This window comes from Nocardiopsis chromatogenes YIM 90109 (assembly GCF_000341185.1).
In the GTDB taxonomy this organism is placed as follows: domain Bacteria; phylum Actinomycetota; class Actinomycetes; order Streptosporangiales; family Streptosporangiaceae; genus Nocardiopsis_A; species Nocardiopsis_A chromatogenes.
This window is the reverse complement of sequence record NZ_ANBH01000223.1, coordinates 30,678-52,703: the sequence shown is the minus strand read 5'-3', so window position 1 is coordinate 52,703 and position 22,026 is coordinate 30,678. Positions and strand designations below refer to the sequence as shown.

Here is a 22,026-nt window from a genome sequence, read left to right as displayed (position 1 = left end):
GGTCAGCGCTCGGCCGTGTGCTCGCCGCGGAGCACCGACACGGTGGTGGCCATGGTGGTGCCGAACCGCTCCAAGCCCTTGATCCTGCGCAGGTGCAGCACCCCGATGCCGACCATGATCGCCGCGACCAGCAGGTAGAACAGCGTGACGATCAGGAAGGAGATCCAGGCGGACAGGCCCGCCACGTCGTACAGGAACAGGCCCGCCGTCACCGAGAACAGGATGAGGAACAGGTGCAGCAGCACGGCGGCGGCGACGAACATCGCCGAGCCCTTGCCGACCTGCTTGGCGTCCCGCGCCAGTTCGAGCTTGGCCAGCTCCAGTTCGAGGCGGACCAGCTTGGAGATGTTCCCGCCGGCCTCGGAGACGAGCTCCCCGAGCGACCGGTCGGCGGCGTCGAACTCCTCGGCCCCCTGGCCACTCGACGGGTTCTCGGGCATCGCGGTGTCTCCCTTCCTTCCGTCGAACGCTCCCCGCATCCTTGCACATTTGCCACGTGGGGCGTCGGCCCCGGCGCGCGGTTCGGCGCGCCCGCGGAGGGTTCCGCGGGCGCGCCGGAGGGCGTCGGCCGACCGGTCGGCCGGCTAGTCGTCGTCGCCGGAGGCCGACCCGAACGCGGTGCGGATCTTGTCCATGGCGCCGGCGTCGGTGAGCGTGGACACGTCGCCCAGTTCCCGGTTCTCGGCCACGTCGCGCAGCAGGCGGCGCATGATCTTGCCGGAGCGGGTCTTGGGCAGCTCGGGCACGACCATGATCTGGCGCGGCTTGGCGATCGGCCCCAGGGAGGCGGCCACGTGCTCGCGCAGCTCCTTGACCAGGTCCTCGCCGCCGTCACCGGCCTCGCCGCGCAGGATGACGAAGGCGACGATGGCCTGCCCGGTGGTGGGGTCGGTGGCGCCGGTCACCGCGGACTCGGCGACCTTGGGGTGGGCCACCAGGGCCGACTCCACCTCGGTGGTGGAGATGTTGTGGCCGGAGACGAGCATGACGTCGTCCACGCGCCCCAGCAGCCAGATGTCGCCGTCCTCGTCGCGCTTGGCGCCGTCGCCCGGGAAGTACAGGCCGTCGAAGCGGGACCAGTAGGTGTCCTTGTAGCGCTCCGGGTCGCCCCAGATCCCGCGGAGCATCGACGGCCAGGGCTCGCGCACCACGATGAACCCGCCGCCGCCCGGGGGCACCGGCTCGCCCTTCTCGTCGACGACGTCGGCGGCGATGCCGGGCAGCGGTCGCATGGCGGCGCCCGGCTTGCCCGAGTGCACGCCGGGCAGCGGGCTGACCATGATCGCGCCGGTCTCGGTCTGCCACCAGGTGTCGACGACCGGGGTGCGGTCGCCGCCGATGTTCTTGCGGTACCAGGTGTAGGCCTCGGGGTTGATGGGCTCGCCCACCGACCCCAGGACGCGCAGGCTCGACAGGTCGAAGCCCGCCGGGATGTCCTCGCCCCACTTCATGAAGGTGCGGATGGCGGTGGGGGCCATGTAGGCGATGGTCACCCCGTACTTCTCCACGATCTCCCAGAAGCGGCCCTTGTGCGGGGTGTCCGGGGTGCCCTCGTACATCACCGAGGTGGCGCCGTTGGAGAGCGGGCCGTAGACGATGTAGGAGTGGCCGGTGACCCACCCGATGTCGGCCGCGGTCCAGAACACGTCCGTCTCGGGCTTGAGGTCGAACACCGCCCAGTGGGTGTAGGAGACCTGGGTCAGGTAGCCGCCGGTGGTGTGCAGGATGCCCTTGGGCTTGGCCGTGGTGCCGCTGGTGTACATGATGTACAGCGGGTGCTCGGCGTCGTGGCCCTCGGCGGTGTGCTCGGTGGACTGGCGGTCCACGATGTCGTGCCACCACACGTCGCGGCCGTCGTTCCAGTCGACGTCCTGGCCGGTGCGGCGCACCACCAGCACGTGCTGGACCGCCGGGCGGTCCTTGACGGCCTCGTCCACCGCGGGCTTGAGCGAGCTGGGCTTGCCGCGGCGGTAGCCGCCGTCGGCGGTGACGACGACCTTGGCGGCGCTGTCGTCGAGGCGGGTGCCCAGGGCGTCCACCGAGAAGCCGCCGAAGACGACCATGTGCACCGCGCCGATGCGGGCGCAGGCCAGCATCGCCACCACGGTCTCGGGGATCATCGGCATGTACACGGCCACCCGGTCGCCCTTCTCCACCCCCAGTTCGAGCAGGGCGTTGGAGGCCTGGCAGACCATGTCCTTGAGCTCGGCGTAGGTGATGGTGCGGGTGTCGCCGGGCTCGCCCTCCCAGTGGTAGGCGACCTTGTCCCCGCGGCCGGCGTCGACGTGGCGGTCGAGACAGTTCACGGCGGCGTTGATGGTGCCGCCGGTGAACCACTTGGCGAACGGGGGGTCCCACTCCAGGACGCGGTCCCAGGGCTGCTCCCACTTCAGGCGCTCGGCCTGCTTCGCCCAGAACGCGGGGCGGTCGGCGTCCGCTTCGGCGTAGGCGTCGGCCTTCACATTGGCCGCGGCGGCGAGGTCCTCCGGCGGCGGGAACCGACGTGACTCGTGAAGCAGGTTGGACAGGGTCTCTTGCCCCTGGGGAGTCTCAGCCACCGTTACAGCTCCTTCGCGTGTCGTAGGCCTGCTTGCCCTATGTACTGAATCACGTGGCGCGGACCACTCCATCAAGCGGGTGCCGCCGCGACAAGGGAGCGCAGGTGCGAAAACGGCGAGCGGTCGCGGCGGAACGGCGAACGGTCGATTACCCGCGCGTAGCGTTCGGCGTAGTGTGGTCGGCGTGAATGCGGCAACGACCGATCCGCTGGCGCGGATCGCGGAACTCAGCGGCGTCGGCGAGGCGGTCGACGAGGCGCGCACCGTGGTGGACCGGCTGCTGGGCCACCGGGTGCTGCGGCGGCGCAGCGCCGACGTGTCCCTGGAGTCGGCGCTGCGCGGGGCGCACGCCTCGGCCGTGCTCGACGGGGCGGACGTGTCCCTGGAACAGGTGCGTGCGGGCGAGGCCGACGACGCGCGCGTGAAGGGGGCGCTGCGGGTCTCCGGTGAGCTCGGCCGGCTCGTGGAGACGTGGCCGAAGGCGCCCCGGCAGGTGCTGGCACGGCTGCACACGCTCGCCGCCGCCGACGCCCTCACGGGGGACGGCGCCGACCGGCTCGGCCGACCGCGGGCGGGCGGCGAGACGGCGCAGGACCCGCTGGGACTGGGCGCGCCGCCCTCGCCGATCGAGGTCGAGGCGCGGCTGGAGGCGCTCGGCGCGCTGCTGGAGCGGCGCTCGTCGGCGCCCGCGCTGGTGGTGGCGGCGGTCGTGCACGGCGAGCTGATGGCGCTGCGGCCCTTCGGCTGGGGCGACGGCCTGGTGGCGCGCGCGGCCGAGCGGCTGGTGCTGATCGAGCGCGGCCTGGACCCCAAGTCGCTGGCGGCGCCGGAGCTGGGGCACGGGCAGCGGCGCGAGGGCTACGCCGAGGGGCTGCGCGGCTACCTCACCGGGACGCCGGAGGGGGTGCGCACGTGGGTGCTGCACTGCTGCGCGGCGGTGGCCGACGGCGCACGGGACTCCCTGGCCACCTGCGAGGCGCTGAAGCGGGGCTGACGGGGGGCGGACGCGGGCGCGGACGTCTCGGTTCGGTCACAACCCCCGCGCGTGCGAACGGCGCCCCGGCCTCCTCCGCGGAGGAGCGGCCGAGACGCCGCCGCGGGTGAGCCACTCCGGGCTATCAAGCGTGCTGTTTACGCTCCGACCTGGACGAATCCAGGTACGGACGGGCCTCTCGCGGCTTGGTGACGCGTGGGTACCCGGGCGCCGCACCCTGTGGGCCACTGCCCACCTCCTGTTTCTGTTGTACGCCTGATCAGGCGTTTTGAAAAGGGGTGCGGGCGGCTCCGCCCAGCGCGTGCATGGTAACGTTGCGTATCAGATTTGTTACCTCGACGCGCGCGCAGCGATCGCGGACCTCCCCTCCCTGTCCCGGCGCGCGCGGTCCGGCGGCGCTTCGGGCTCGCCGGTCCGGTACCACTCGCCCCCCTGGACCCGAACGGTGCCGGAGGCATACGTATTCGCGAACCTCTCCAGGAACGGAACCGGCTCTACCCCCCCGGAGCCGGACCGAGAGACGGCCCCCGCCATCCCCCCGGCGGGGGCCGTCGCCTTTCCCGCACCCCTCCCCGCACCGGTGGGGTCCGCCGCGGCCGGGGGACCTCCGTCCGGGCGCCCCGTTGCGGCGCCGCCCTGGCCGGAGGGGAGTCCGCGCCGCTCCGGCGGACGCGTCCCGGCCTTCGTCCACAGGCACGGCGAACCCCCTACCGCCGCGGTCCCCGGCGGGCCACCCTCGGCCGCATGGAACGCCCCCGCCCCCTGCTGGCCACCGACGACCCTGAGCTGCTGGACGACCTGCTGCGGCTGGCGGCCGCCGCGTCCGTCGAGGTCGACGTCGCCGCCTCGGCCGGTGCGGCGCTGCGCGACTGGGCGCGGGCGCCGCTGGTCGTCGTCGGCGGCGACCTGCTCGCGGCCGTCGCCGAGCTGGAGCCGCCGCCGCACCCGCACGCCCTGGCCGCCGTGGGCCCCCCGGCCCCGGACGGCCCCGCGCCCGAGCCGGACGCGCTGCGCGCCGGGGTCCGGGCGCTGCTGCGGCTGCCCGGCGACGAGGCGCGGCTGACCGACCTGCTGGCCGACGCCGGACGGGAGCGGCCGGGCCCGTGCCCGGTGGTGGCCGCGGTCGGCGGCCGCGGCGGGGCCGGGGCCAGTGTGCTCGCGGCGGCGCTGGCCATGGCGGGGGTGCGGGCGGGCCTGCGCACCGCCCTCGTCGACGCCGATCCGCTCGGCCCCGGGCTGGACCTGGTCTGCGGCGCCGACGGGCTGGGCGGCACCCGGTGGGGCGACCTGCTCGCCCGCGAGGGGCGGATGAGCTGGCCCGCGCTGAGCGGGGTGCTGCCGCGGGTGCGCGGGTGCCCGGTGGTGACCTGGGACAGCGGCCCGGCCGAGGAAGTGCCCGCACCGGCGCTGCGCGCGGTCCTGGGCGCGGCGGCGCTCGGCGGCGACCTGGTGGTGGTCGACGCCCCGCGCGCCCCCGGCCCGGGCGCGGTGGAGGCGCTGCGCCGGTGCACCTCGGTGCTGGTGGTGGTGCCCGCCGACTTCTGCTCGGTGATGGCGGCCCACCGGCTGGTGCCCCGGCTGCGGGCGCACAGCTCGGCGCTGCGCCTGGTGACCAGGGGCGCGGGCCCCGGCCTCTCCGGGGAGACGGTGGCGACGACCCTCGGCCTGGAGTCGGCGGGGAACGTGCCCGAGGACCCGCGCCTGAAGCGGGCGCTGGACCGGGGCGAGCTGCCCGGCGCCGACCGCGCCTCCCCTCTCGCCAGGGCCGCCGACCGGCTTCTGGAGTCCGTGCGCACCCCGGGGCCCGCACCCGCCGTGGAGCCGTCGTGACCCGCCCCGGCACCGCGCTGCTGGAGGCGGTGCGGGCGCGCCTGGTGCGGGACGGGGACGCGCCGACCCCCTCCCGGGTCGCGGCGGCGGTGCGCGCCGAGGGGGCGGTGCTGGGCGACGCCGAGCTGCTGGCGGTGGTGCGGGTGCTCAGCGCGGAACTGTCCGGGACGGGGCCGCTGGAGCCGCTGATGGCCGATCCGGACGTGACCGACATCCTCGTGAACGGGCCCGACGAGGTGTGGGTGGACGGGCCGGAGGGGCTGCGCCGGGCCTCCCGGGTGCGGTTCGCGGGCGAGGAGGAGGTGCGGGCGCTGGCCCGGCGGCTGGCCGCCCAGGCGGGGCGCAGGCTGGACGCTGCGGCGCCGTGGTGCGACGCCCGGCTGCCGTCGGGGGCGCGGCTGCACGCGGTGCTGCCGCCGGTGGCGCCGGAGGGGGCGTGCCTGTCGCTGCGGCTGCCGCCGCGCGGCGGGCTGGACCTGGCCGAGCTGGAGCGGCGGGGGTCGCTGTCGGCACGGGCGGTACGGCTGCTGGAGGCGCTGGTGCGGGCGCGGGTGCCGCTGCTGCTGACCGGCGGGACCGGGACGGGCAAGACGACGCTGCTGTCGGCGCTGCTGTCCCTGGCGGGGCCGGGCGAGCGGCTGGTGCTGGTGGAGGACTCGGCGGAGCTGCGGCCGCGCCACCCGCACGTGGTGCGGTTGCAGGCCCGGCCGCCGAACATCGAGGGCACCGGGGAGGTGGACCTGCCGCAGCTGGTGCGCCAGGCGCTGCGGATGCGCCCGGACCGCCTGGTGGTGGGCGAGGTGCGCGGGGCCGAGGTGGTAGGCCTCCTGGCGGCGCTGAACACGGGCCACGACGGGGGTTCGGGGACGGTGCACGCCAACGCGGCGGAGGAGCTGCCCGCCCGGATCGAGGCTTTGGCCTGCGCGGCGGGGCTGACGAGGGAGGCGGCGCACAGCCAGCTCGCGGCGACCGGGGCGGTGGCCGTCCACATGGTGCGCGGGGAGGACGGGGTGCGCAGGCCCGCGCAGGTGTGCGTACTGAGCAGGAGCCGGGACGGCCTGGTACGGGCCCTCCCCGCGGTGCTGTTCCCGCCGGAGGGCCCACCGCAGGAGGGCGGGGCGCACGCGGACCTGGCCGACCGCATCGGCACCGAGTGGAGCCAGGGGTGAGCCGGGCTCCGGCGGGCAGGGGCGCCGGGCGGCACTCGGGTGGCGCCCCCGAAAGCCGGTTCGCTCTGTCCGGGCGGGCGTCGACGGGGTCCCGGATCGACGCTCGGCCCCGATCACCAGCCTCCACCGGGCGGACACGGCCCGGTGGGCGATGGCGTCCAGGGAGACTTCGGCGGCCATGGCCGCCACGGGCAGGGATGGCGTCCGCTGGAGCGGAGGAGCTTCTGCCCACTGCGACCGCTTCCGACGCGCGGCCCCCGGCTGCCCCGGAGCCGTGGCCGACGGGCCGATCCGGCCGGACGGAGGTTCCGCGGACGTGCTCCGGTGGGCACACTGCCGCCTCAGGCGGACCTGTGGACACGGCGCCGTCGTCCGCCCCGCTGTGCGCGGATTCGGTTCTTGCCCCGGGTCCGGGGGGTCGGTGAAGGACGCTCGAAGGAGGCTCGATGGACGGCCTTTCCCTCTTCCCCGTCGGGGTGGGGCTCATGGCCCTCGGGGGTGTCGGCGCAGTGGCCGCCGCCCTGGTGCCCTCGCCTGCGCACGTTCGCCTACTGTGGGCCCTCCACCGGCCCGGGGATACCTCGCGTACGTACAACGCCGCATTGAAGAGGACGCTCCGGCCTCTTCGGGCGCTCGCCGACCGGCTCCTCGGGCGGACTCGCGCCCACGGGCGGGAGACGGCCACCGCCCTCTGCCGGGCGTTCGCCTCCGAGCTCCAGGCCGGGCGGCCCCCGACCGCCGCGCTGGAGCGCTCGGCCGCCGAAGCCGTCGCGGCGGGCGCCGACGCCCTGGCCCCCGTCGTCGCCGCCGCGCGGAGCGGGGCCGACCCGGCCGAGGCCCTCCGCGACGCCGGGGCCGCCCCCGGCATGGCCGGGCTGGCCCACCTGGCCGCCTGCTGGACGGTGGCCTCCCGCTCCGGGGCCGGACTGGCCGAGGTGTCCGAGCGGCTGGCCGCCTCCCTGTCCCAGGAGGAGGAGCGGCGCCGCGAGCTCTCCGCCCACTTGGCGGGCCCGCGCACGACCGCGGTCCTGCTCGCCATCCTCCCCGCGGCCGGGCTCGGCCTGTCCGAGGCGATGGGCGCCGGGCCGATCGCGTTCCTGTTCACCACACCCGTCGGGCTGGCGTGCCTGGCCGGAGGGGTGCTCCTGGACGCCGTGGGCCTGTGGTGGACGAACAGCATGGTCCGCAAGGCCGTCGCCGCCCTGGAGGGGGAATGACCGCCGTCCTCGGCGCGATCGTCGTCGTCTTCGGGACCTGTGCCGTCCGTCTTCTGCTGTTCCCCGGCCCCTCCGTCGCGCGGCTGCGGTTGGAGGCCCTCCTTCCCCCGCGCGGACCGGCGGGCCGGGCCCCGGAGCGGGGCGTCGGCCGCCTGGGCACGGCCGGGGTCGTCCTCGCCCCGGTGCTCGCGCTCGCCCTCGTCGCCGGTCCCGGGACCGCCCTCCTCTTCGGCCCGCCGGTGGGAGCCGTCCTGTGGCTGGGCCTGCGCCGGGTCGCGGGGGCCCGGGAACGGGAGCGGGAGGCCAGGATCGCCGCCGGTCTCCCGCTCGCGCTCGATCTCCTGGTCGCCGGGGTCCGTGCCGGAGGGGAGACCGGCCATGTCCTGTCCGCCCTGTCCCGCTCCATCGGCGGGCCGCTGGGCGAGGCCCTGGCCGAGGTGGCCGAGCAGCAGCGCCTCGGCGCCGCCCCGGACCGGGCGTGGCGGGCGGTCGGCGGCCCGCCCGAGCTGGCGGCGCTCGGGCGCACGCTCACCCGCGCGGCGGAGACCGGCGCCCCCGTCGGCGACCTCGTCGCCCACCACGCCGCCGAGGCGCGCCGCGCGGCCCACGGGCGCGCGCTCGCCCGCACCCAGCGCACGGCGGTGCTGGTGGTCGCGCCGCTGGGACTGTGCTTCCTCCCCGCGTTCGTGCTGATCGGGGTGGTGCCGCTGGTGGCCGCCCTCGTCGGCGACCTCACGGGTCCGTAGGGGCATCGCGGGCGACCCGGCGCCGCCCCCGGTAGCGGGGCGGGAAGCGGGGCCAGCCCACGCTCAGGCGCAGCGCCAGGGCCGCCGCCGCCAAGAGCGGCAGCAGCCAGGCCGCGGCCGTGCTCAGCGGGCGCGCGTCGGAGGCGGGTTCGGGAAGGGCGTACCCGAAGGCGACCTCGGGCTCGGACACCGGATCGGGCGGTCCGGGATCGGGGGCCGTCGGGTCCGCGCTCACCGACGGTGCGGGGGACGGGCTCGGGGACGCGGAAGGGGTGGGCGCCGGGGACGGCGACCGGGCCGCGGAGGGGCGCGGCCGGGGAGGCGCGGTCGGCTCCTCGGCGTCGCCCGCCGAGTCGGTCTCCGGGGCCTCAGGAGGCGCGGGACCGTCCGGCGGGTCCGGCCTCATGGGCGGCGGCGGGGGCACTGGGAGGCCCGGCGGCACGGGGCCGGTCCCCGGGAGCGGGACGGGCGTCCCGTCGGGCGGCGGGCCGGAGGGGAGGATTCCCGGGGCCCTCGTCTCCGTGACCTCGTCGGGCGAGGAGCTCGACGGGGGAGCCGGACTGGGCGGCGCCTCGGCCGCGGAAGCCCCTCCGCCGAAGAGGAGGACACCGGCCGACAGGAGGGCGACCCGCCGGACCCGGCGGGACGGGGAAGAAGCGGGGCGGCGTTCCGGGGGTCGGGAGTGGGCACCCATGGCGATCCTTCGTGATCGATGAGAGGAACGGGTCGTTGAAGGCCCGGGGGACGCCCCCCCGGACGGCACGCGGCGCTTGGGCGACGCCCTTCGGCGCAGCGATGCTGCGAGGGCGTTCGGTCGCACGGCCGTGCCGGTTCGGCGCATCGGCCGTCGCCGGGACGGCGGACGCCGGTCCCGGGCGGGGGCGCCGCCCACAGGGACGCCGAAGCCCTGTGGACGGACGATCGCCGAGCACCGGCCAGGGCCCCTGCAGGCGGGCTCCCCGGGCGCCGGTCTCGGAGAGGCCGGGGAGGACGGCCCCGATCGGGCCCTCATACGGACGACCTCCCCGAGACCGGCGTGGGCGGGGCCTCAGCCGAAGGCCTCCGCCTCCACCGGGCCCGCTCTCGCCTCGGCGTGGGCGCGGGTCGGCCAGGTCCGCACGGGGACGGACACCTCCACCACCACCTCCAGCCCTTCCGCCGTGCACGCCTCCACCCGCGCCCCGTTCGCGGCGGCCGTCCGGGACGCGGCGGCGCACGACCGGTCCCCGCCCTCCGCCGCCCGGCGTGCACCGGCCAGGGCCGCCAGGTCGGCGGCCGTCCCGGCGTGGTGCCGGTCGACGCGGGCGCCGCCGACGACCACCGCCGCGGCCGCCACCGTCCACACCAGGGCGCACACGACGAGCACCCAGACCGTCCCCGACCCGGTGTCCACAGGCCCCGGCACGGCGCGGCGGCGCGCGGGCCGCGCGGAGGGCGACGGGCGGCTCACCGCTCGGCCCCGGGTTCCATGACGGTCGCCGCGGTGGCCACGGCCCGGGCGGGGGCGGGCATTCCGGGCATGATTCGGACCGGGGCCGAAACCTCCACCCGCGCCTCGGTTCCGGTCCGGCTCGCCCGGACCCGCGCCTCTTCCGGGGCCGCCCGGGACGCCTCCTGGAGCACCACCGCCTCGCTCTCCCCGCGGGCCAGCGCCCGCGCCCCGGCCCGGGCCGCGTCCACGCACGCCAGGTGGGTGGCCACCGCGTTCACCGCGGCGATGGACACCGCCAGGACCAGGGCGAGTGCGGGCAGGGCGACGGCGGTCTCGGCGGTGGCGATGCCGCGCTCGGCGGCGCGGACGGAGCGCGCGCCCCCGCCCGGAGCCCGCTCCGGGCGGGGGTTCCGGCGGGCCTCATCCCACGGACTGCAGCGCATCGACGACGATCCGGGTCAGGGTCTCGCGGACTTCGGAACTGGTCAGAATTGCGTAGAGAACGGCGGCGAACGCGATGGCCGAAACGGTTCCGATCGCGTACTCGGCCGTGGACATTCCCCCGTCGCCGCGGATACCCGGGGCCGCCGCGGGGCCGCCGCGGCGCCCCGTCCTCCCCATGGGAAGAAGGCGCGCCCCACGCGGGAGGGACGGCGGGGGAACGGGGGGCGAACACCGGAAGGCGGCCCCGGCGGGGCCGCCGCGGATTGCGGTCACGGTGGACCTCCAATGCGCGGGCGTCGCGCGGCCACCTGCCGGGACCGCGCCTGTGGAGGCCATCGTGGGCGCCCGCGCCCCGCCACGGAATGGGAAATCCCCCGCCTGTGGATAACCACCACGAATTACCCACAGGCTGTGAATTACGGTGTGGAAAACTCCCCCGGAGCCGCCCCCGCAGGCGTGTGCCCACGGGTTTCACCGCTCCCCATCACGGACCGATCTCGGCCGTCTCCCCCGCCTCTTCCGGCCTCGGCGCACCGCCCTGTGGAGAGGAGGCGAGCAGTTCGTCCAGCAGCCGCAGCGCCCCCGGCTTGCTCAACGGCTCGTTGCCGTTCCCGCACTTGGGTGACTGGATGCACGACGGGCACCCCTGCGCGCACTCGCAGTCCGCGATCGCCGCCCGCGTCGCCGCCAGCCACTCCCGCGCCGCCGCGAAGCCGCGCTCGGCGAACCCCGCGCCGCCCTCGTGCCCGTCGTACACGAACACCGTCAGCCGCCCGGTGTCGGCGTGCTCGGCCGTGGACACCCCGCCGATGTCCCACCGGTCGCAGGTGGCGAACAGCGGCAGCAGCCCGATCGCGGCGTGCTCGGCCGCGTGCGCCGCCCCGCGCAGCTCCACGTCCTCCTTGCGCAGCCGCTCGGCCGCCTCCGGCGCGAGGGTCCACCACACCGCCCGCGAGTCCAGCGGCCGCTCCGGCAGGTCCAGGGCCTGCTCCCCCAGCACCGTCCCCGTGCGCACATCGCGCTTGAGGTAGCCGACGACCTGCCGCCCCACCCGCACGTCGCCGAAGTCCACCGTGTGCGGCCCCCAGTCGGCGCTGCGCAGGGTGCTCCGCACCTCGATCTCGGTGACCTCCCGCGACCAGGTGGAGTAGCCGGGGTCCTCCTCGTGCACGAGCGCCACCCCGCCGTCCAGGTCCAGCTCCTCCACCAGGTGGCTGCGCCCCTGGTGGAGGTAGACGGCGCCCTCGTGCACGGTGTTCAGCGCCGCCCCCTCGTCGATGGTCCCCAGCAGCTGCCCGCTGCCCGAGTCGACGATCTGCACCGGCGGCCCGCCCGACCCGCGGATGTCGGCCAGGTCGCTCGCGCGCTCGCGCCGCGTCCAGAACCACCCGCGCGGGCGCGCGCGGAGCAGCCCCCGGCGCACCAGGTCCTCCACCGCCTCTGCGGCCCGCGGCCCGAACACCTCCAGGTCCGCGCGGGTGAGCGGCACCTCGGCGGCGGCCGCGCACAGGTGCGGCCCCAGCACGTACGGGTTGTCCGGGTCGATGACGGTCGCCTCCACCGACGCCCCGAAGATCGACGCCGGGTGGTGCACCAGGTAGGTGTCGAGCGGGTCGTCGCGCGCGATGAACACCGCGAGCGCGTCGGCGCCGCGCCGCCCGGCCCGCCCCGCCTGCTGCCACAGCGAGGCCCGGGTGCCCGGCCACCCCGCCACCAGCACCGCGTCCACCCCGGTGATGTCCACCCCCAGCTCCAGCGCGTTGGTGGTGGCCAGCCCCAGCAGCTCCCCGGTGCGCAGCCGCTCCTCCAGCGAGCGGCGGTCGGTGGCCAGGTACCCGGCGCGGTAGGCGGCGATCCGCTCGGCGAGGTCGGGGCGGCCCGCGTCGCGCAGCGTGCGCTGGGCGGCCAGCGCCACCGCCTCCGCCCCCTGCCGGGACCGCACGAAGGCGAGCGTGCGCACACCCTGGGCGGCCAGCGCGGCCAGGGTGTCGGCGGCCTCGGCGGTGGCGGTGCGCCGCACCGGGGCGCCGCGCTCGCCGCGCAGCTCGGTCAGTTCGGGCTCGACCAGGGCGAAGTCGACGGCCGGTCGCGGGGAGCCGTCCCGCACCACCGCCTCGACGTCCAGCCCCACCAGCCGGGAGGCGCTCTCGGCGGGGGTGCCGGTGGTGGCCGACGCGAGAATGAACACGGGCTCGGCCTTGTAACGCGCGCACACCCGCCGCAGCCTGCGGATGATCTGTGCCACGTGCGAGCCGAACACGCCCCGGTAGTGGTGGGCCTCGTCCACGACGACGTAGCGCAGGCGGCGCAGGAACGAGGTCCAGGACGCGTGCCGGGGCAGCACCGCGTGGTGCAGCATGTCCGGGTTGGTGAGCACGTAGTCGGCGTGTGCGCGGATCCAGGCCCGTTCCTGGCCCGGGGTGTCGCCGTCGTAGACGGCCGCGCGCACGTCCGGGGCGACCTCGCGCACACCGCGGAGCTGGTCGGCGGCGAGCGCCTTGGTGGGGGCGATATAGAGCACGGAGCCGCCCCCGGCCACCGCCTCGGCGGCCGGCAGCAGGAACGCCAGCGACTTCCCCGACGCCGTACCGGTCGCTATGATCACGTTGCTACCGGAGCGCGCCCGGCCCGCGGCGTCGACCTGGTGCGACCACGGCGCCGTGATCCCCGACTCGGCGAGCCCGCGCCGAACGGAGGGCGGTGTCCATGTCGGCCAGTCTTCACTTACCCCGTCGCCACGTGCCAGCCGCTCCACATGTGTCACCTGCGGGTTCCGGGTATGGTCACGCCACGATCGCCGGAGTGTCGCTTCCCACGGTCCCACGCCCGACACCCTCCCTCGGCGGCCCTCGCACCACGTGGGCGGCCGTCGGCCGCCGGTTTCAGTGTGGCATCCGGGGGAACAGACGCGCGGTGTCCGAGTTTTCCGGGCGGAAGCCGGAAGGCCCGGGGGAAAAGCGTGGTTGAATGCCGCCCTGCGGGGTAACGCCCGGCACAGATCACTCGCGGTTTCGCGGTTCGGCGCTGGAGGACTAGTGGACTTGAAGCTGGATCACCACACCCAGGACGACACGGAGATCGTCGTCGTCGAAGGTGAGATCGACGTCTATACCGCGCCTCGGCTGCGTGAGCTCCTGATCGACCTGGTCAACAAGGGCAACTTCCACCTCGTGGTGAACATGGAGAAGGTGGAGTTCCTCGACTCGACGGGTCTCGGGGTGCTCGTGGGCGGCCTCAAGCGCGTCCGGGCGCACGACGGCACCCTCGACCTGGTCTGCACCCAGGAGCGGATCCTCAAGATCTTCCGCATCACGGGTCTGACCAAGGTCTTCGGCATCTATGAGTCGGTGCAGGAGGCCATCGACAAACGCGCCTCCAAGTAACCGGCTGCGTAAACGAGCGAGAAGATGGCTCTCGTCCAGCTCACGATCAGCGCGCTGCCCGCCCATGTGCGCACGGCCCGCCTGATGGCCACGGCCGTCGCGCGCCGGGCGGGCATCGCCGAATCCGCCCTCGACGAGATCAGGCTCGCCGTCGGGGAGGCGTGCTCCCGCGCCGTCGAGGCGCACCGCGCGCACTGCCCCGGGCGACCGATCACCGTCGAGCTCATCGACGGCACCGCCGACGGCGCCGCAGGCGGCGCCCCCGCCCAGCGGGCCGCCGACACCGCCGCCCCGTCCAACGGGCACGCCGGCGCCGCCCGCCGCTTCGAGGTGGTCGTCACCGACCGCGCCCCGGCCAAGGAGCCGGACGCGGCCGGCACCGACCACGAGTTCACCGGCACCGGCCTGTACCCGGGGGAGACGACCCCGCCGGGCGGGGTGTCGGGCCTGTCCCCCGACGTGGGGCTCGCGGTCATCGTCGGCCTGGCCGACGAGGTCCGCATCGAGCCCGGCGACGAGGGGACCGCCGTCCGGATGAGCTGGCCCCTGGAGGCCGCGGCGTGAGGCACCGCGCCGCGGCCCGGGCCGTGTCGGCCGCGGCCGCCGTGCTCACCGCCGCGGGCTGCTCCGCCGGGGCCTCCTCCGCCGACGGCGCCGAGGACGTCGAGGGCGCGACCCTGCACACCTCCGAAGGGGTCGTCCAGGTCGCGTTCTTCCCCGAGAGCGCCCCGGAGACGGTGCTCAACTTCGCCGGGCTCGCCGAGGGGGAGATCGCGGAGAACCCGGAGACGGGTGAGCGCGCGTTCTACGACGGCACGGTGTTCCACCGGGTGATCCCCGGGTTCATGGTCCAAGGGGGCGACCCGACGGGCACCGGCGGCGGCGGCCCCGGGTACTCCTTCGATGACGAGATCGACCCCGGCCTGGAGTTCGACCGGCCGGGGCTGCTCGCCATGGCCAACTCGGGGCCGGACACCAACGGCTCCCAGTTCTTCATCACCACGGCCCCGGCCGAGCACCTCAACGGCCTGCACACCGTCTTCGGCGAGGTGACCGAGGGGCAGGAGGTGGTCGAGGCCATCTCCCAGGCGGAGACCGACGCCGCCGACAATCCGGTGGAGGACGTGGTGCTGGAGTCGGTGGAGATCCACCGCGCGGACGGCTGACACGGACGGCTGACGCCGCACGGTCCCCGGCATCCGCCGGCCCGACCTCCCCGCCACTCCGACTCGAAGCTCCCCAAGCGCCTCAGGAGGCGCTGAACGCCTCTCCCGGCGCCGCGTAGGACGTGGGCCCACCGAAGGCCGCCTGGGCCCTCACGACCGCGTCCTCAGGCCGCAGAGAGGGGCCCACGTGGGTCAGGACCAGCCTGCCGACGCCCGCCTTCCTGGCGCTCTCGCCCGCCTGCTCCGGCGTCAGGTGCACCGCTTCGCCGTCGGCGGGGGCATCCAGGTCGGCCTCGCACAGCAGCAGCGACGCCCCCTCGGCAAGCTCTTCCAGGGCCGGGCAGGGGCCTGTGTCGCCGGAGTAGGCCAGGACCCCGGGTCCCGCCTCCGCCCGGCCCCCTGTGCCGATGCGGGCGCCGAACGCCGGGAACCCGTGCTCGACGGCCCGTGACTCCACGGTGAGCTCCCCGACACGGTCGGTGCGCCCGTCGTACAGCTCCCGCATGTCGAAGGCGTCCTCCACGGGGCTGGGGCCCTGGTTGGAGAGGAAGTGCCGCAACCGGTCCGCCGTGCCCGGCGGGCCGTACAGCGGAATCGGCCCGGACGGCTCCAGGTCGGCGTAGAGCAGCGCGTAGTAGGCGGTGAGCAGGTCCGACACGTGGTCGGCGTGCAGGTGGGAGATCCAGATCCCGTCGAGCCGGTCGGGCCGCACATGGCGCTGAAGCTCGGCGAGGGTGCCCGGCCCGGCGTCCATCCACAGGGCCGTCCCGCCGTGCCGCACGAGGTACCCCGAGCACGGGTTGCCGGGCCGTGCATAGGGGGATGCGCTCCCCAGAACCGTCAGCTCCATCGCTGTTCCCGCCTTTCGTGTCCGGTCCCGGCCCTGCAGGCAGCCCTGATCGCACTTTTGACGGACAGGACGTGCCCCCGCTCCCAGGCTTGAGGCATGGCAGAGACCATCGGCTTCCGCCCCACAGAAGAAGACCGGAAGATCATCCGAGAAGTCATGCGCGAGGGTGAGTGTACGAGCGACGCCATCCGGCGGACACTTCGTGTGCTCGAACGAGAGGATTGGCTTGCTCAGGCGCGCGCGGACGCCGAGCGCCTCAGGGACGAGGACCTCTCCGACGAAGAGGACGCCTGGTGATCCGCGGAGCCGTCTACACGATCGACCTCGGCGATACCAAGCGCGGGCACGAACAGCGCGGGCGACGGTACGGAGTGGTCCTCAGCCCGAGCAGGATGAACCGGACCATGGCGACCGTCGTGCCAGTCGTCCCGACCTCCACGAGCGCTCAGCCCGCGAAGTTCCGGCCGGAACTCGAAGTGGCCGGTCGGACGACCCGCTTCTTGGCGGACCAGATCAGGAGCATCGACACCGCCTCCATCCTCGGGGACCCCGTCGACGTCCTCGGCCACGACGAGCTCGCCGAAGTAGAGCGGGCCGTCGCGCACTACCTCGAACTATGACCTCCGCGCTTCAGTCGCAGTGCTGGGTGGACACCGGCTCGTCCGCGTCCAGCCCCGCCTGCGCGTTCTCGGCGACCTCGTCGGCGGTGAGCACGTACCCCGTCTCGTCGTCGTTGGTCGCGGCCGCGAACACGACGCCGTACACGGTCCCGTCCGCCGACAGCAGCGGGCCGCCGGAGTTGCCCGGCCGCACCAGCGCCCGCACCTGGTAGATCTCCCGGCTCACCTGCGTGGAGTGGTAGAAGTCGGGCCCCTGGGCGGTCTGCTCGGCGCGGATCCGGGCCGGGACCGCAGTGAACCCGTTGTTCTTGGGGAAGCCCGCCACCACCGCGTCGTCGCCCTTGGCGGCCTCGTGCTCGAAGTCCAGCGGCTCCAGGTCCAGGCCGGGCACGTCGAGCACCGCGATGTCCTGCTGCGGGTCGTACAGCACCACGGTCGCCGGGAGCTGGCGGCCGTTGCGGGTGACCACCCGCAGGTCCTCGGTGACCCCGGCGACCACGTGCGCGTTGGTCATGATGCGGTCGCCCGAGTAGGCGAACCCGGTGCCCTCCACCCGGCGGCGGCACGAGGGCGCGGTGCCGAGCACCTTCACGATGCTCTGGCTGGACTCGCGCAGCTCCTCGGTGGTGAGCACCGCCGGGTCGGGCGGCTCCACCTCGGCGGGCTCGCCGGTGCCCAGCCCGCTGAACACCTGCGGGAACGCGCTCTGGTCGACGATCTTGCGGAAGGTGGAGAACCAGGTGTCGGCGGCCGGCGGCATCACCCGGTCGACCTGGTGCAGCACCCGCGAGTTCTGCACCTGCCCGGTGACCACCGGCAGCGAGGAGTTGGCGACCGCGCTGCCCACCAGCCAGGCCACCAGCAGCACCGCGGCGCCGCTGACCACCGCCCCGCCCATGGCGTCCAGCACCCGCGCCGAGTCCCAGGTGACCCGGTTGCGCACCAGCGCCCCGAGGTAGGAGGCGACGAACTGGCCCATCGCCGCGGACAGGAACACCACCGCGATCGCCAGCAGCGCCTGCCGCCCGGGGTCGGAGACCATCGACTGGATCAGCGGCGGCGCGCCCAGCGCCGCCAGCACCCCGCCGCCGATGAACCCGGCGAAGCTCATCACTCCGACGATGAACCCCTGCCGGTATCCGGACCCCGCGAAGAGCAGCACCAGGACGACCAGGAGCGCGTCCAGCACGATGCCTTCCATCCCGTTACGGTATCGCCGAACCCGGCGGCACGATCGTGACCACCTCGGTGGCCGCGCTCCGCCAGGGCCGTTCCCAGCCGCCGAGCCGCAGCAGCCCGTCCACCACCCCGGCGGTGAACCCCCACACCAGCATCCCCCCGGCGCGGAAGCCCGGACCGGCCGCGCCGCGCCCGGCCACCTCCACCCGCACCCGGTTGGCCGGGTCGGCCAGCTCGGCCACCGGAACCGCGGCGGCCGAGGCCACCTCCCCGGCGTCGGCGGCGCGCACCGGCGACGGGGAGCGCCACCAGGCCAGCACCGGGGCCACCCGGAAGCCGCTGTGCCGGATGTACAGCTCGGGCAGGCGCCCCACCGGGTCGATCCCGGCGGGATCGACCCCGGTCTCCTCCACGGCCTCGCGCACGGCGCACTCCTCGGGGGTGCGGTCGCCGTCCTCGAAGGAGCCGCCGGGGAAGGCGGGCTGGCCGGAGTGGCGGCGCAGCCCGTCGTTGCGCTGGATGAGCAGCACCTCGGGCCCGGCGGCCCCGGCGCCGAAGAGGATGAGCACGGCGGCGCGGCGGCCGCCCGAGGCGGGCGGGCGCAGCAGCGGCGGGACCGGCATCCGGGCACCGGCCTCGGCCAGTGCGGTGAGCCAGTCGGGGGCCGGGGCTCCGACCTGCTCGGTCCTGACGTCGGTCATGCGCGCGGTCCGTCCCGCAGCAGGGACCGGGCCGCGTCCGGGTCGGTGGGGCCCTCTCCGAAGGAGGGGCACATCCGGGCCAGCCCGCACGCCCCGCAGGCGGGCTTGCGGGCGTGGCACACCCGGCGCCCGTGCCAGATGACGCGGTGCGAGAGCATGGTCCAGTCCTTGGGCTCGAACAGCGACCCCACCTCGCGCTCGGCGCGGACCGGGTCCCTCTGNCCGGGTCCCTCTGGGGGGTCCAGCCGAAGCGGCGGGCGAGCCGTCCGAAGTGGGTGTCGACGGTGATCCCGGGCACCCCGAAGGCGTTGCCGAGCACCACGTTCGCGGTCTTGCGGCCGACGCCGGGCAGCTTCACCAGGTCGTCCTGGTCCCCGGGGACCTCGCCGCCGTGCCGCTCGCACAGCGCCTGGGCGAGGCGGATCACGTTGTCGGCCTTGGCGCGGTAGAAGCCGGTGGGGCGCAGGATGCCCTCCACCTCCGCGCAGTCGGCACCGGCGAGGTCGGCGGCGGTGGGGTAGCGCGCGAACAGGCCCGGCGTGACCGCGTTCACCCGCTTGTCCGTGGTCTGCGCGGAGAGCACGGTGGCGACCAGCAGCTGCAAGGGGTTCTGGAAGTCCAGCTCGCAGTGGGCGTCGGGGTAGAGGCGGACGAGTTCGCGGTACATCCGGCGGGCCCGGCGGACCAGGGCGAGGCGCGTCTCCCCGGTGGGCGTCGGGGCCCCGGGGGGCGCCGACGCCCCGGGCTGGGCGGTCGTGGAAGCATCACCTGGCACACCCAAAGGGTACGTACCCGGGCCGCGCTCCGCCGGGGTCCGGGGCCGACCGGACCCGTTCGCCCACGTCATGGTGGCGCAGATTATGTCCGCAATGCGACGGGAACGGCGGTGTCGGCACGATCCGGGCGGTCGCGGCGACTAAGATCGGGGAGGGCTGACGTCGGCTGTGACGGGCTGGTCGCATCACCCGGACGACAAGCCGAGATAACGACCTGGTTTCACACACGGGTGCGATATACGTCACACTGTTGACGGTCAGGTTGCAAGGAGGAAGTGGTGGACGAGACCAACGAGGTGCTGCGCAAGGCGCCTCTTTTCGAGGCACTCGACGAGGAGGGCGCCGCCGCACTGCGTGCCTCGGTGAGCGAGGTGCGCCTCGGCCGGGGCCAGACCCTCTTCTCCGAGGGCGACGAGGGCGACCGGCTGTACGTCGTGCTGAGCGGCAAGGTGAAGCTGACCCGCTCGGCGGTCGACGGCCGGGAGAACCTGCTGGCGGTCCTCGGCCCGGGGGAGATGTTCGGCGAGCTGTCGCTGTTCGACCCGCGGCCGCGCACCGCGAGCGCGGTGGCGGTGACCGACACCGTGCTGGCCGGGCTGGGCCACGACGACCTCCGCCCCTTCATCGTGAGCCAGCCGCACGTGTCGCTCCAGCTCCTCAAGGCGCTGGCCGCGCGGCTGCGCCGGACCAACGACGTGATGAGCGACCTGGTCTTCACCGACGTGCCGGGCCGGGTCGCCAAGCAGCTCCTGGAGCTGGCCGACAAGTTCGGCAAGGAGGGCGAGGACGGGCTCCACGTGCACCACGACCTCACCCAGGAGGAGCTGGCCCAGCTGGTCGGCGCCTCGCGCGAGACCGTGAACAAGGCGCTGGCCGAGTTCGCGCTCCGCGGCTGGCTGCGGATCGAGGCCAAGGCCGTCGTGCTCCTCGACGTCGAGCGGATGCGCCGCCGCGCACGCTGACCGGCCGAAGGGGCCGGACGGAACACCCGGCGCGCACGCCAAACCGAGGACGGGCCCGGCAGACGCCGGGCCCTTCTTCATGTCGCCCCCCGGGGCCACGCCGCCCTCGGACGGTCCACCCCAGGTCAGGGCTCACCCATGGCTTCGGGCCGCCCCGAAGGACGGGCGGCGACGGGGTGAGCGGGGCGGTCCCCGGCCCAGCCCGCCGGGCGGATCTCTCGCGGTCCGGGAGGAAGAGCGGCACAGCAGGTGCCCTGCTCCCACCCCACACCCCGGCGGCCCTTTGCCCGGCCGGGGACCGCGGGTAGGGCCGATCGAGCGCGACCGGGCGGGTGGGAAGGGGCCGGGGCGGCGGGTCCGGCTCAGACCTCGCCGAGGTCCGCGGGGATGTCGCCGCGTTCGGCCAGGTAGCGGAGCTGGGACCGGACCGACGACAGGGCCGCGTCGCGGACCGATGGGTCGGTGTCGGCGTAGACGCGGTCCACGATCTCGTCCGGTGTGCGGTCGCCCTTGCGTACCGCCTCGGTGACCTGTTCCATCCGCTGCTCCCGGTGGGCGATGTACTCGGCCACCGCCGCACCCGCGTCGGTCAGGATCGGCCCGTGCCCCGGCAGCAGGGTCCGCACTCCCTCCCGCTCGACCAGGGCGCGCAGGCGGTACAGGGTGTCCATGTACGCCGAGAGCCCGCCGTCGCCGTCGATGATCACCGGGGTGCCGCGGCCCAGCACCGTGTCGCCGGTCAGCAGCACCCCGTCGGCGGGCAGGTACAGGCACACCGAGTCGGCGGTGTGCCCCGGGGCCGCCACGACCCGCACCTCCAGCCCTCCGGCCTCGATCACGGCGCCGTCGTCCAGCCCGTGCCCGCCGACCCGGAATCCGGGGGTGACCGCGTGCACCGGCGCCCCGGTCAGCTCGGCGAAGTAGCGCGCCCCGCCCGTGTGGTCGTCGTGGTGGTGGGTGACCACCGCGCACACCACCCGCGCCCCCTGCTCCTGGACGGTGCGCGCCACCCGCTCCAGGTGGCGCTCGTCGTGCGGCCCGGGGTCGACCACGACGACGTCGCGCGAGCCCGGCTCGCGCAGCATCCAGGTGTTGGTGCCGTCCAGCGTCATCGGACCCGGGTTGGGGCACAGCACGCAGCCCGCACGCAGGGTTCCGGAACCGTCGATCCTCATCGCACCTCGCCTCGCGGGTAGACGACGCCCTCGGGGACGACAATGCGCGTCCGGCCGCCGACCTCCTCCAGCACCGGTTCGATCGGCGCGATCTCGCGCTCGGCCGCCATGGCCGCCGCCACCGAGCCCGCCGCCTCCAGGTCCATGCAGGTGGACACGGTGGGCGGCAGCATCGCGATCGCGCCGCGCCGCCACAGCCGCACCGCCTCGCCGGGCGGCATCCACGCCCTCCGGTCGGCCTCCCCGCCGACGTCGCGGGCCTGCTGCCCGGCAGGCAGCTCCGCGGCGAAGAACCGGGTGTCGAACCGGCGCGGCTCGGGCGCCGGGGTGATCCACTGCGACCAGGCGTTGAGCAGGTCCGTGCGGAGCACCAGCCCGCGCCGGCCGAGCATCCCGGCGAAGGACAGGGTGCGGTCGACCAGGGCGGCGCGGTCGGCCTCCCAGTCCTCGCCGCGGGTGTCGTCCACCACCGCGTCCTCGGAGGGCCCCGCCAGCAGCACCCCGGACTCCTCGAAGGTCTCCCGGACCGCCGCGCACACCAGCGCGCGGGCCTTGCGCTCGTCCGTGCCCAGGGTCCGCGCCCACGCGCCCGGGGCCGGACCGGCCCAGCGCACGTCCCGGTCGGCGTCGCGCTCGTCGACGCGGCCGCCGGGGAAGGCGTAGGCGCCGGGGGCGAACGGCATGGAGGGGGCCCGGCGCAGCATGTAGACCTCGACGCCGCCGGGCGCGTCGCGGACCAGCATCACCGTGGCGGCGTCGCGGGGACGCACCGGCCGTGTCGTCATGTTCGTCCTCCTCGGCGGAACGGTACCCCGCACGGCCCC

23 protein-coding genes and 1 pseudogene are annotated in these 22,026 nt (G+C 75.3%); 11 read left to right on the top strand and 13 right to left on the bottom strand.

The genetic code is table 11. The features are described from left to right. Positions 1-2 precede the first annotated feature (2 nt). Both D476_RS0121210 and acs read right to left on the bottom strand, forming a co-directional pair. Complete coding sequence (locus tag D476_RS0121210; RefSeq protein WP_017625934.1) at positions 3-440, bottom strand: phage holin family protein; 438 nt, start codon at positions 438-440, stop codon at positions 3-5. A gap of 144 nt (positions 441-584) precedes the next feature. Then, complete coding sequence (gene acs, locus D476_RS0121205) at positions 585-2,558, bottom strand: acetate--CoA ligase (RefSeq protein ID WP_017625933.1); 1,974 nt, start codon at positions 2,556-2,558, stop codon at positions 585-587. 175 nt (positions 2,559-2,733) lie between these two features. Here acs and D476_RS0121200 point away from each other — a divergent pair, with 175 nt between their 5' ends. The 5 genes from D476_RS0121200 to D476_RS0121175 all read left to right on the top strand — a co-directional run bounded on the left by D476_RS0121200 (position 2,734) and on the right by D476_RS0121175 (position 8,514). After that, the gene (locus D476_RS0121200; RefSeq protein WP_017625932.1) at positions 2,734-3,552 is read left to right on the top strand and encodes a Fic family protein; all 819 of its coding nucleotides are present in this window, start codon (positions 2,734-2,736) and stop codon (positions 3,550-3,552) included. A gap of 744 nt (positions 3,553-4,296) precedes the next feature. Next, positions 4,297-5,382 carry a septum site-determining protein Ssd gene (gene ssd, locus D476_RS0121190; protein WP_017625930.1) on the top strand — a complete coding sequence of 362 codons (1,086 nt, stop codon included), beginning with the start codon at positions 4,297-4,299 and terminating at the stop codon, positions 5,380-5,382. After that, on the top strand, positions 5,379-6,551 hold the full coding sequence (locus D476_RS0121185; protein WP_017625929.1) for a TadA family conjugal transfer-associated ATPase: 1,173 nt from the start codon (positions 5,379-5,381) through the stop codon (positions 6,549-6,551). The genes ssd and D476_RS0121185 overlap by 4 nt, the downstream gene beginning before the upstream one ends. Before the next feature lie 446 nt (positions 6,552-6,997). After that, positions 6,998-7,768 carry a type II secretion system F family protein gene (locus D476_RS0121180; RefSeq protein WP_239648781.1) on the top strand — a complete coding sequence of 257 codons (771 nt, stop codon included), beginning with the start codon at positions 6,998-7,000 and terminating at the stop codon, positions 7,766-7,768. Beyond that, a complete protein-coding gene (locus D476_RS0121175) occupies positions 7,765-8,514 on the top strand; it encodes a type II secretion system F family protein (protein ID WP_017625928.1) in 750 nt (249 codons plus the stop codon). The genes D476_RS0121180 and D476_RS0121175 overlap by 4 nt, the downstream gene beginning before the upstream one ends. Here D476_RS0121175 and D476_RS0121170 read toward each other — a convergent pair. The 5 genes from D476_RS0121170 to D476_RS0121150 form a co-directional block, all read right to left on the bottom strand. Next, positions 8,501-8,749: a hypothetical protein gene (locus D476_RS0121170; RefSeq protein ID WP_152529405.1), complete on the bottom strand. Its 249-nt coding sequence runs from the start codon at positions 8,747-8,749 to the stop codon at positions 8,501-8,503. The genes D476_RS0121175 and D476_RS0121170 overlap by 14 nt on opposite strands. Before the next feature lie 813 nt (positions 8,750-9,562). After that, complete coding sequence (locus D476_RS0121165; protein ID WP_017625926.1) at positions 9,563-9,964, bottom strand: Rv3654c family TadE-like protein; 402 nt, start codon at positions 9,962-9,964, stop codon at positions 9,563-9,565. Next, positions 9,961-10,389, bottom strand: coding sequence for a TadE family type IV pilus minor pilin (locus D476_RS0121160; RefSeq protein ID WP_017625925.1), 429 nt, complete (start codon positions 10,387-10,389; stop codon positions 9,961-9,963). The genes D476_RS0121165 and D476_RS0121160 overlap by 4 nt, the downstream gene beginning before the upstream one ends. Then, complete coding sequence (locus tag D476_RS36550; protein WP_017625924.1) at positions 10,367-10,504, bottom strand: DUF4244 domain-containing protein; 138 nt, start codon at positions 10,502-10,504, stop codon at positions 10,367-10,369. Before D476_RS36550 ends, D476_RS0121160 begins: the two co-directional genes overlap by 23 nt. 370 nt (positions 10,505-10,874) lie before the next feature. Beyond that, positions 10,875-13,154 (bottom strand): DEAD/DEAH box helicase, encoded by a 2,280-nt coding sequence (locus tag D476_RS0121150; RefSeq protein ID WP_083939594.1) that lies wholly within the window; start codon positions 13,152-13,154, stop codon positions 10,875-10,877. Positions 13,155-13,425: 271 nt separating this feature from the next. Here D476_RS0121150 and D476_RS0121145 point away from each other — a divergent pair, with 271 nt between their 5' ends. From D476_RS0121145 to D476_RS0121135, 3 genes are read left to right on the top strand one after another with little or no spacing between them, the layout of a single operon-like run. Then, positions 13,426-13,773, top strand: a complete 348-nt coding sequence (locus tag D476_RS0121145; protein ID WP_020380481.1) for an STAS domain-containing protein — start codon at positions 13,426-13,428, stop codon at positions 13,771-13,773. A 24-nt stretch (positions 13,774-13,797) separates the two neighbouring features. Continuing rightward, positions 13,798-14,337, top strand: coding sequence for an ATP-binding protein (locus D476_RS0121140; protein WP_017625921.1), 540 nt, complete (start codon positions 13,798-13,800; stop codon positions 14,335-14,337). Beyond that, on the top strand, positions 14,334-14,939 hold the full coding sequence (locus D476_RS0121135) for a peptidylprolyl isomerase (RefSeq protein ID WP_017625920.1): 606 nt from the start codon (positions 14,334-14,336) through the stop codon (positions 14,937-14,939). The genes D476_RS0121140 and D476_RS0121135 overlap by 4 nt, the downstream gene beginning before the upstream one ends. An 82-nt stretch (positions 14,940-15,021) precedes the next feature. Here the strand turns inward: D476_RS0121135 and D476_RS0121130 are convergent, their stop codons facing one another. Continuing rightward, positions 15,022-15,789: an MBL fold metallo-hydrolase gene (locus D476_RS0121130; RefSeq protein ID WP_017625919.1), complete on the bottom strand. Its 768-nt coding sequence runs from the start codon at positions 15,787-15,789 to the stop codon at positions 15,022-15,024. Between the two features lie 96 nt (positions 15,790-15,885). Here D476_RS0121130 and D476_RS0121125 point away from each other — a divergent pair, with 96 nt between their 5' ends. Both D476_RS0121125 and D476_RS0121120 read left to right on the top strand, forming a co-directional pair. Next, positions 15,886-16,086, top strand: a complete 201-nt coding sequence (locus D476_RS0121125; protein ID WP_017625918.1) for a hypothetical protein — start codon at positions 15,886-15,888, stop codon at positions 16,084-16,086. Next, a complete protein-coding gene (locus tag D476_RS0121120) occupies positions 16,083-16,409 on the top strand; it encodes a type II toxin-antitoxin system PemK/MazF family toxin (RefSeq protein WP_017625917.1) in 327 nt (108 codons plus the stop codon). Before D476_RS0121125 ends, D476_RS0121120 begins: the two co-directional genes overlap by 4 nt. Before the next feature lie 10 nt (positions 16,410-16,419). On the opposite strand, the gene D476_RS0121115 is transcribed toward D476_RS0121120, so the two are convergent. The 3 genes and pseudogenes from D476_RS0121115 to nth all read right to left on the bottom strand — a co-directional run bounded on the left by D476_RS0121115 (position 16,420) and on the right by nth (position 18,956). Next, positions 16,420-17,598: a MarP family serine protease gene (locus D476_RS0121115; protein WP_026123714.1), complete on the bottom strand. Its 1,179-nt coding sequence runs from the start codon at positions 17,596-17,598 to the stop codon at positions 16,420-16,422. A 16-nt stretch (positions 17,599-17,614) separates the two neighbouring features. Next, on the bottom strand, positions 17,615-18,289 hold the full coding sequence (locus D476_RS0121110; RefSeq protein WP_017625915.1) for an NUDIX hydrolase: 675 nt from the start codon (positions 18,287-18,289) through the stop codon (positions 17,615-17,617). Next, positions 18,286-18,956, bottom strand: a pseudogene (gene nth, locus D476_RS34060) (endonuclease III). Before nth ends, D476_RS0121110 begins: the two are co-directional and overlap by 4 nt. A 387-nt stretch (positions 18,957-19,343) precedes the next feature. On the opposite strand from nth, the gene D476_RS0121100 reads away from it, so the two are divergent. Beyond that, positions 19,344-20,027, top strand: a complete 684-nt coding sequence (locus tag D476_RS0121100) for a Crp/Fnr family transcriptional regulator (protein ID WP_017625912.1) — start codon at positions 19,344-19,346, stop codon at positions 20,025-20,027. A gap of 362 nt (positions 20,028-20,389) precedes the next feature. On the opposite strand, the gene D476_RS0121095 is transcribed toward D476_RS0121100, so the two are convergent. Both D476_RS0121095 and D476_RS0121090 read right to left on the bottom strand, forming a co-directional pair. Next, positions 20,390-21,202 (bottom strand): MBL fold metallo-hydrolase, encoded by an 813-nt coding sequence (locus D476_RS0121095; protein ID WP_017625911.1) that lies wholly within the window; start codon positions 21,200-21,202, stop codon positions 20,390-20,392. Next, positions 21,199-21,987 carry an NUDIX hydrolase gene (locus D476_RS0121090; RefSeq protein ID WP_017625910.1) on the bottom strand — a complete coding sequence of 263 codons (789 nt, stop codon included), beginning with the start codon at positions 21,985-21,987 and terminating at the stop codon, positions 21,199-21,201. Before D476_RS0121090 ends, D476_RS0121095 begins: the two co-directional genes overlap by 4 nt. Positions 21,988-22,026: the final 39 nt, after the last annotated feature.

Bases quoted from the DNA above. Each gene is read 5' to 3' on its own strand.
- D476_RS0121095 (WP_017625911.1), bottom strand. From the start codon at position 21,202: ATGAGGATCGACGGTTCCGGAACCCTGCGTGCGGGCTGCGTGCTGTGC.
- D476_RS0121140 (WP_017625921.1), top strand. From the start codon at position 13,798: ATGGCTCTCGTCCAGCTCACGATCAGCGCGCTGCCCGCCCATGTGCGC.
- D476_RS0121125 (WP_017625918.1), top strand. From the start codon at position 15,886: ATGGCAGAGACCATCGGCTTCCGCCCCACAGAAGAAGACCGGAAGATC.
- D476_RS36550 (WP_017625924.1), bottom strand. From the start codon at position 10,504: ATGTCCACGGCCGAGTACGCGATCGGAACCGTTTCGGCCATCGCGTTC.
- D476_RS0121130 (WP_017625919.1), bottom strand. From the start codon at position 15,789: ATGGAGCTGACGGTTCTGGGGAGCGCATCCCCCTATGCACGGCCCGGC.
- D476_RS0121090 (WP_017625910.1), bottom strand. From the start codon at position 21,987: ATGACGACACGGCCGGTGCGTCCCCGCGACGCCGCCACGGTGATGCTG.
- D476_RS0121180 (WP_239648781.1), top strand. From the start codon at position 6,998: ATGGACGGCCTTTCCCTCTTCCCCGTCGGGGTGGGGCTCATGGCCCTC.
- D476_RS0121175 (WP_017625928.1), top strand. From the start codon at position 7,765: ATGACCGCCGTCCTCGGCGCGATCGTCGTCGTCTTCGGGACCTGTGCC.
- D476_RS0121110 (WP_017625915.1), bottom strand. From the start codon at position 18,289: ATGACCGACGTCAGGACCGAGCAGGTCGGAGCCCCGGCCCCCGACTGG.
- D476_RS0121160 (WP_017625925.1), bottom strand. From the start codon at position 10,389: ATGCGCTGCAGTCCGTGGGATGAGGCCCGCCGGAACCCCCGCCCGGAG.
- ssd (WP_017625930.1), top strand. From the start codon at position 4,297: ATGGAACGCCCCCGCCCCCTGCTGGCCACCGACGACCCTGAGCTGCTG.
- D476_RS0121210 (WP_017625934.1), bottom strand. From the start codon at position 440: ATGCCCGAGAACCCGTCGAGTGGCCAGGGGGCCGAGGAGTTCGACGCC.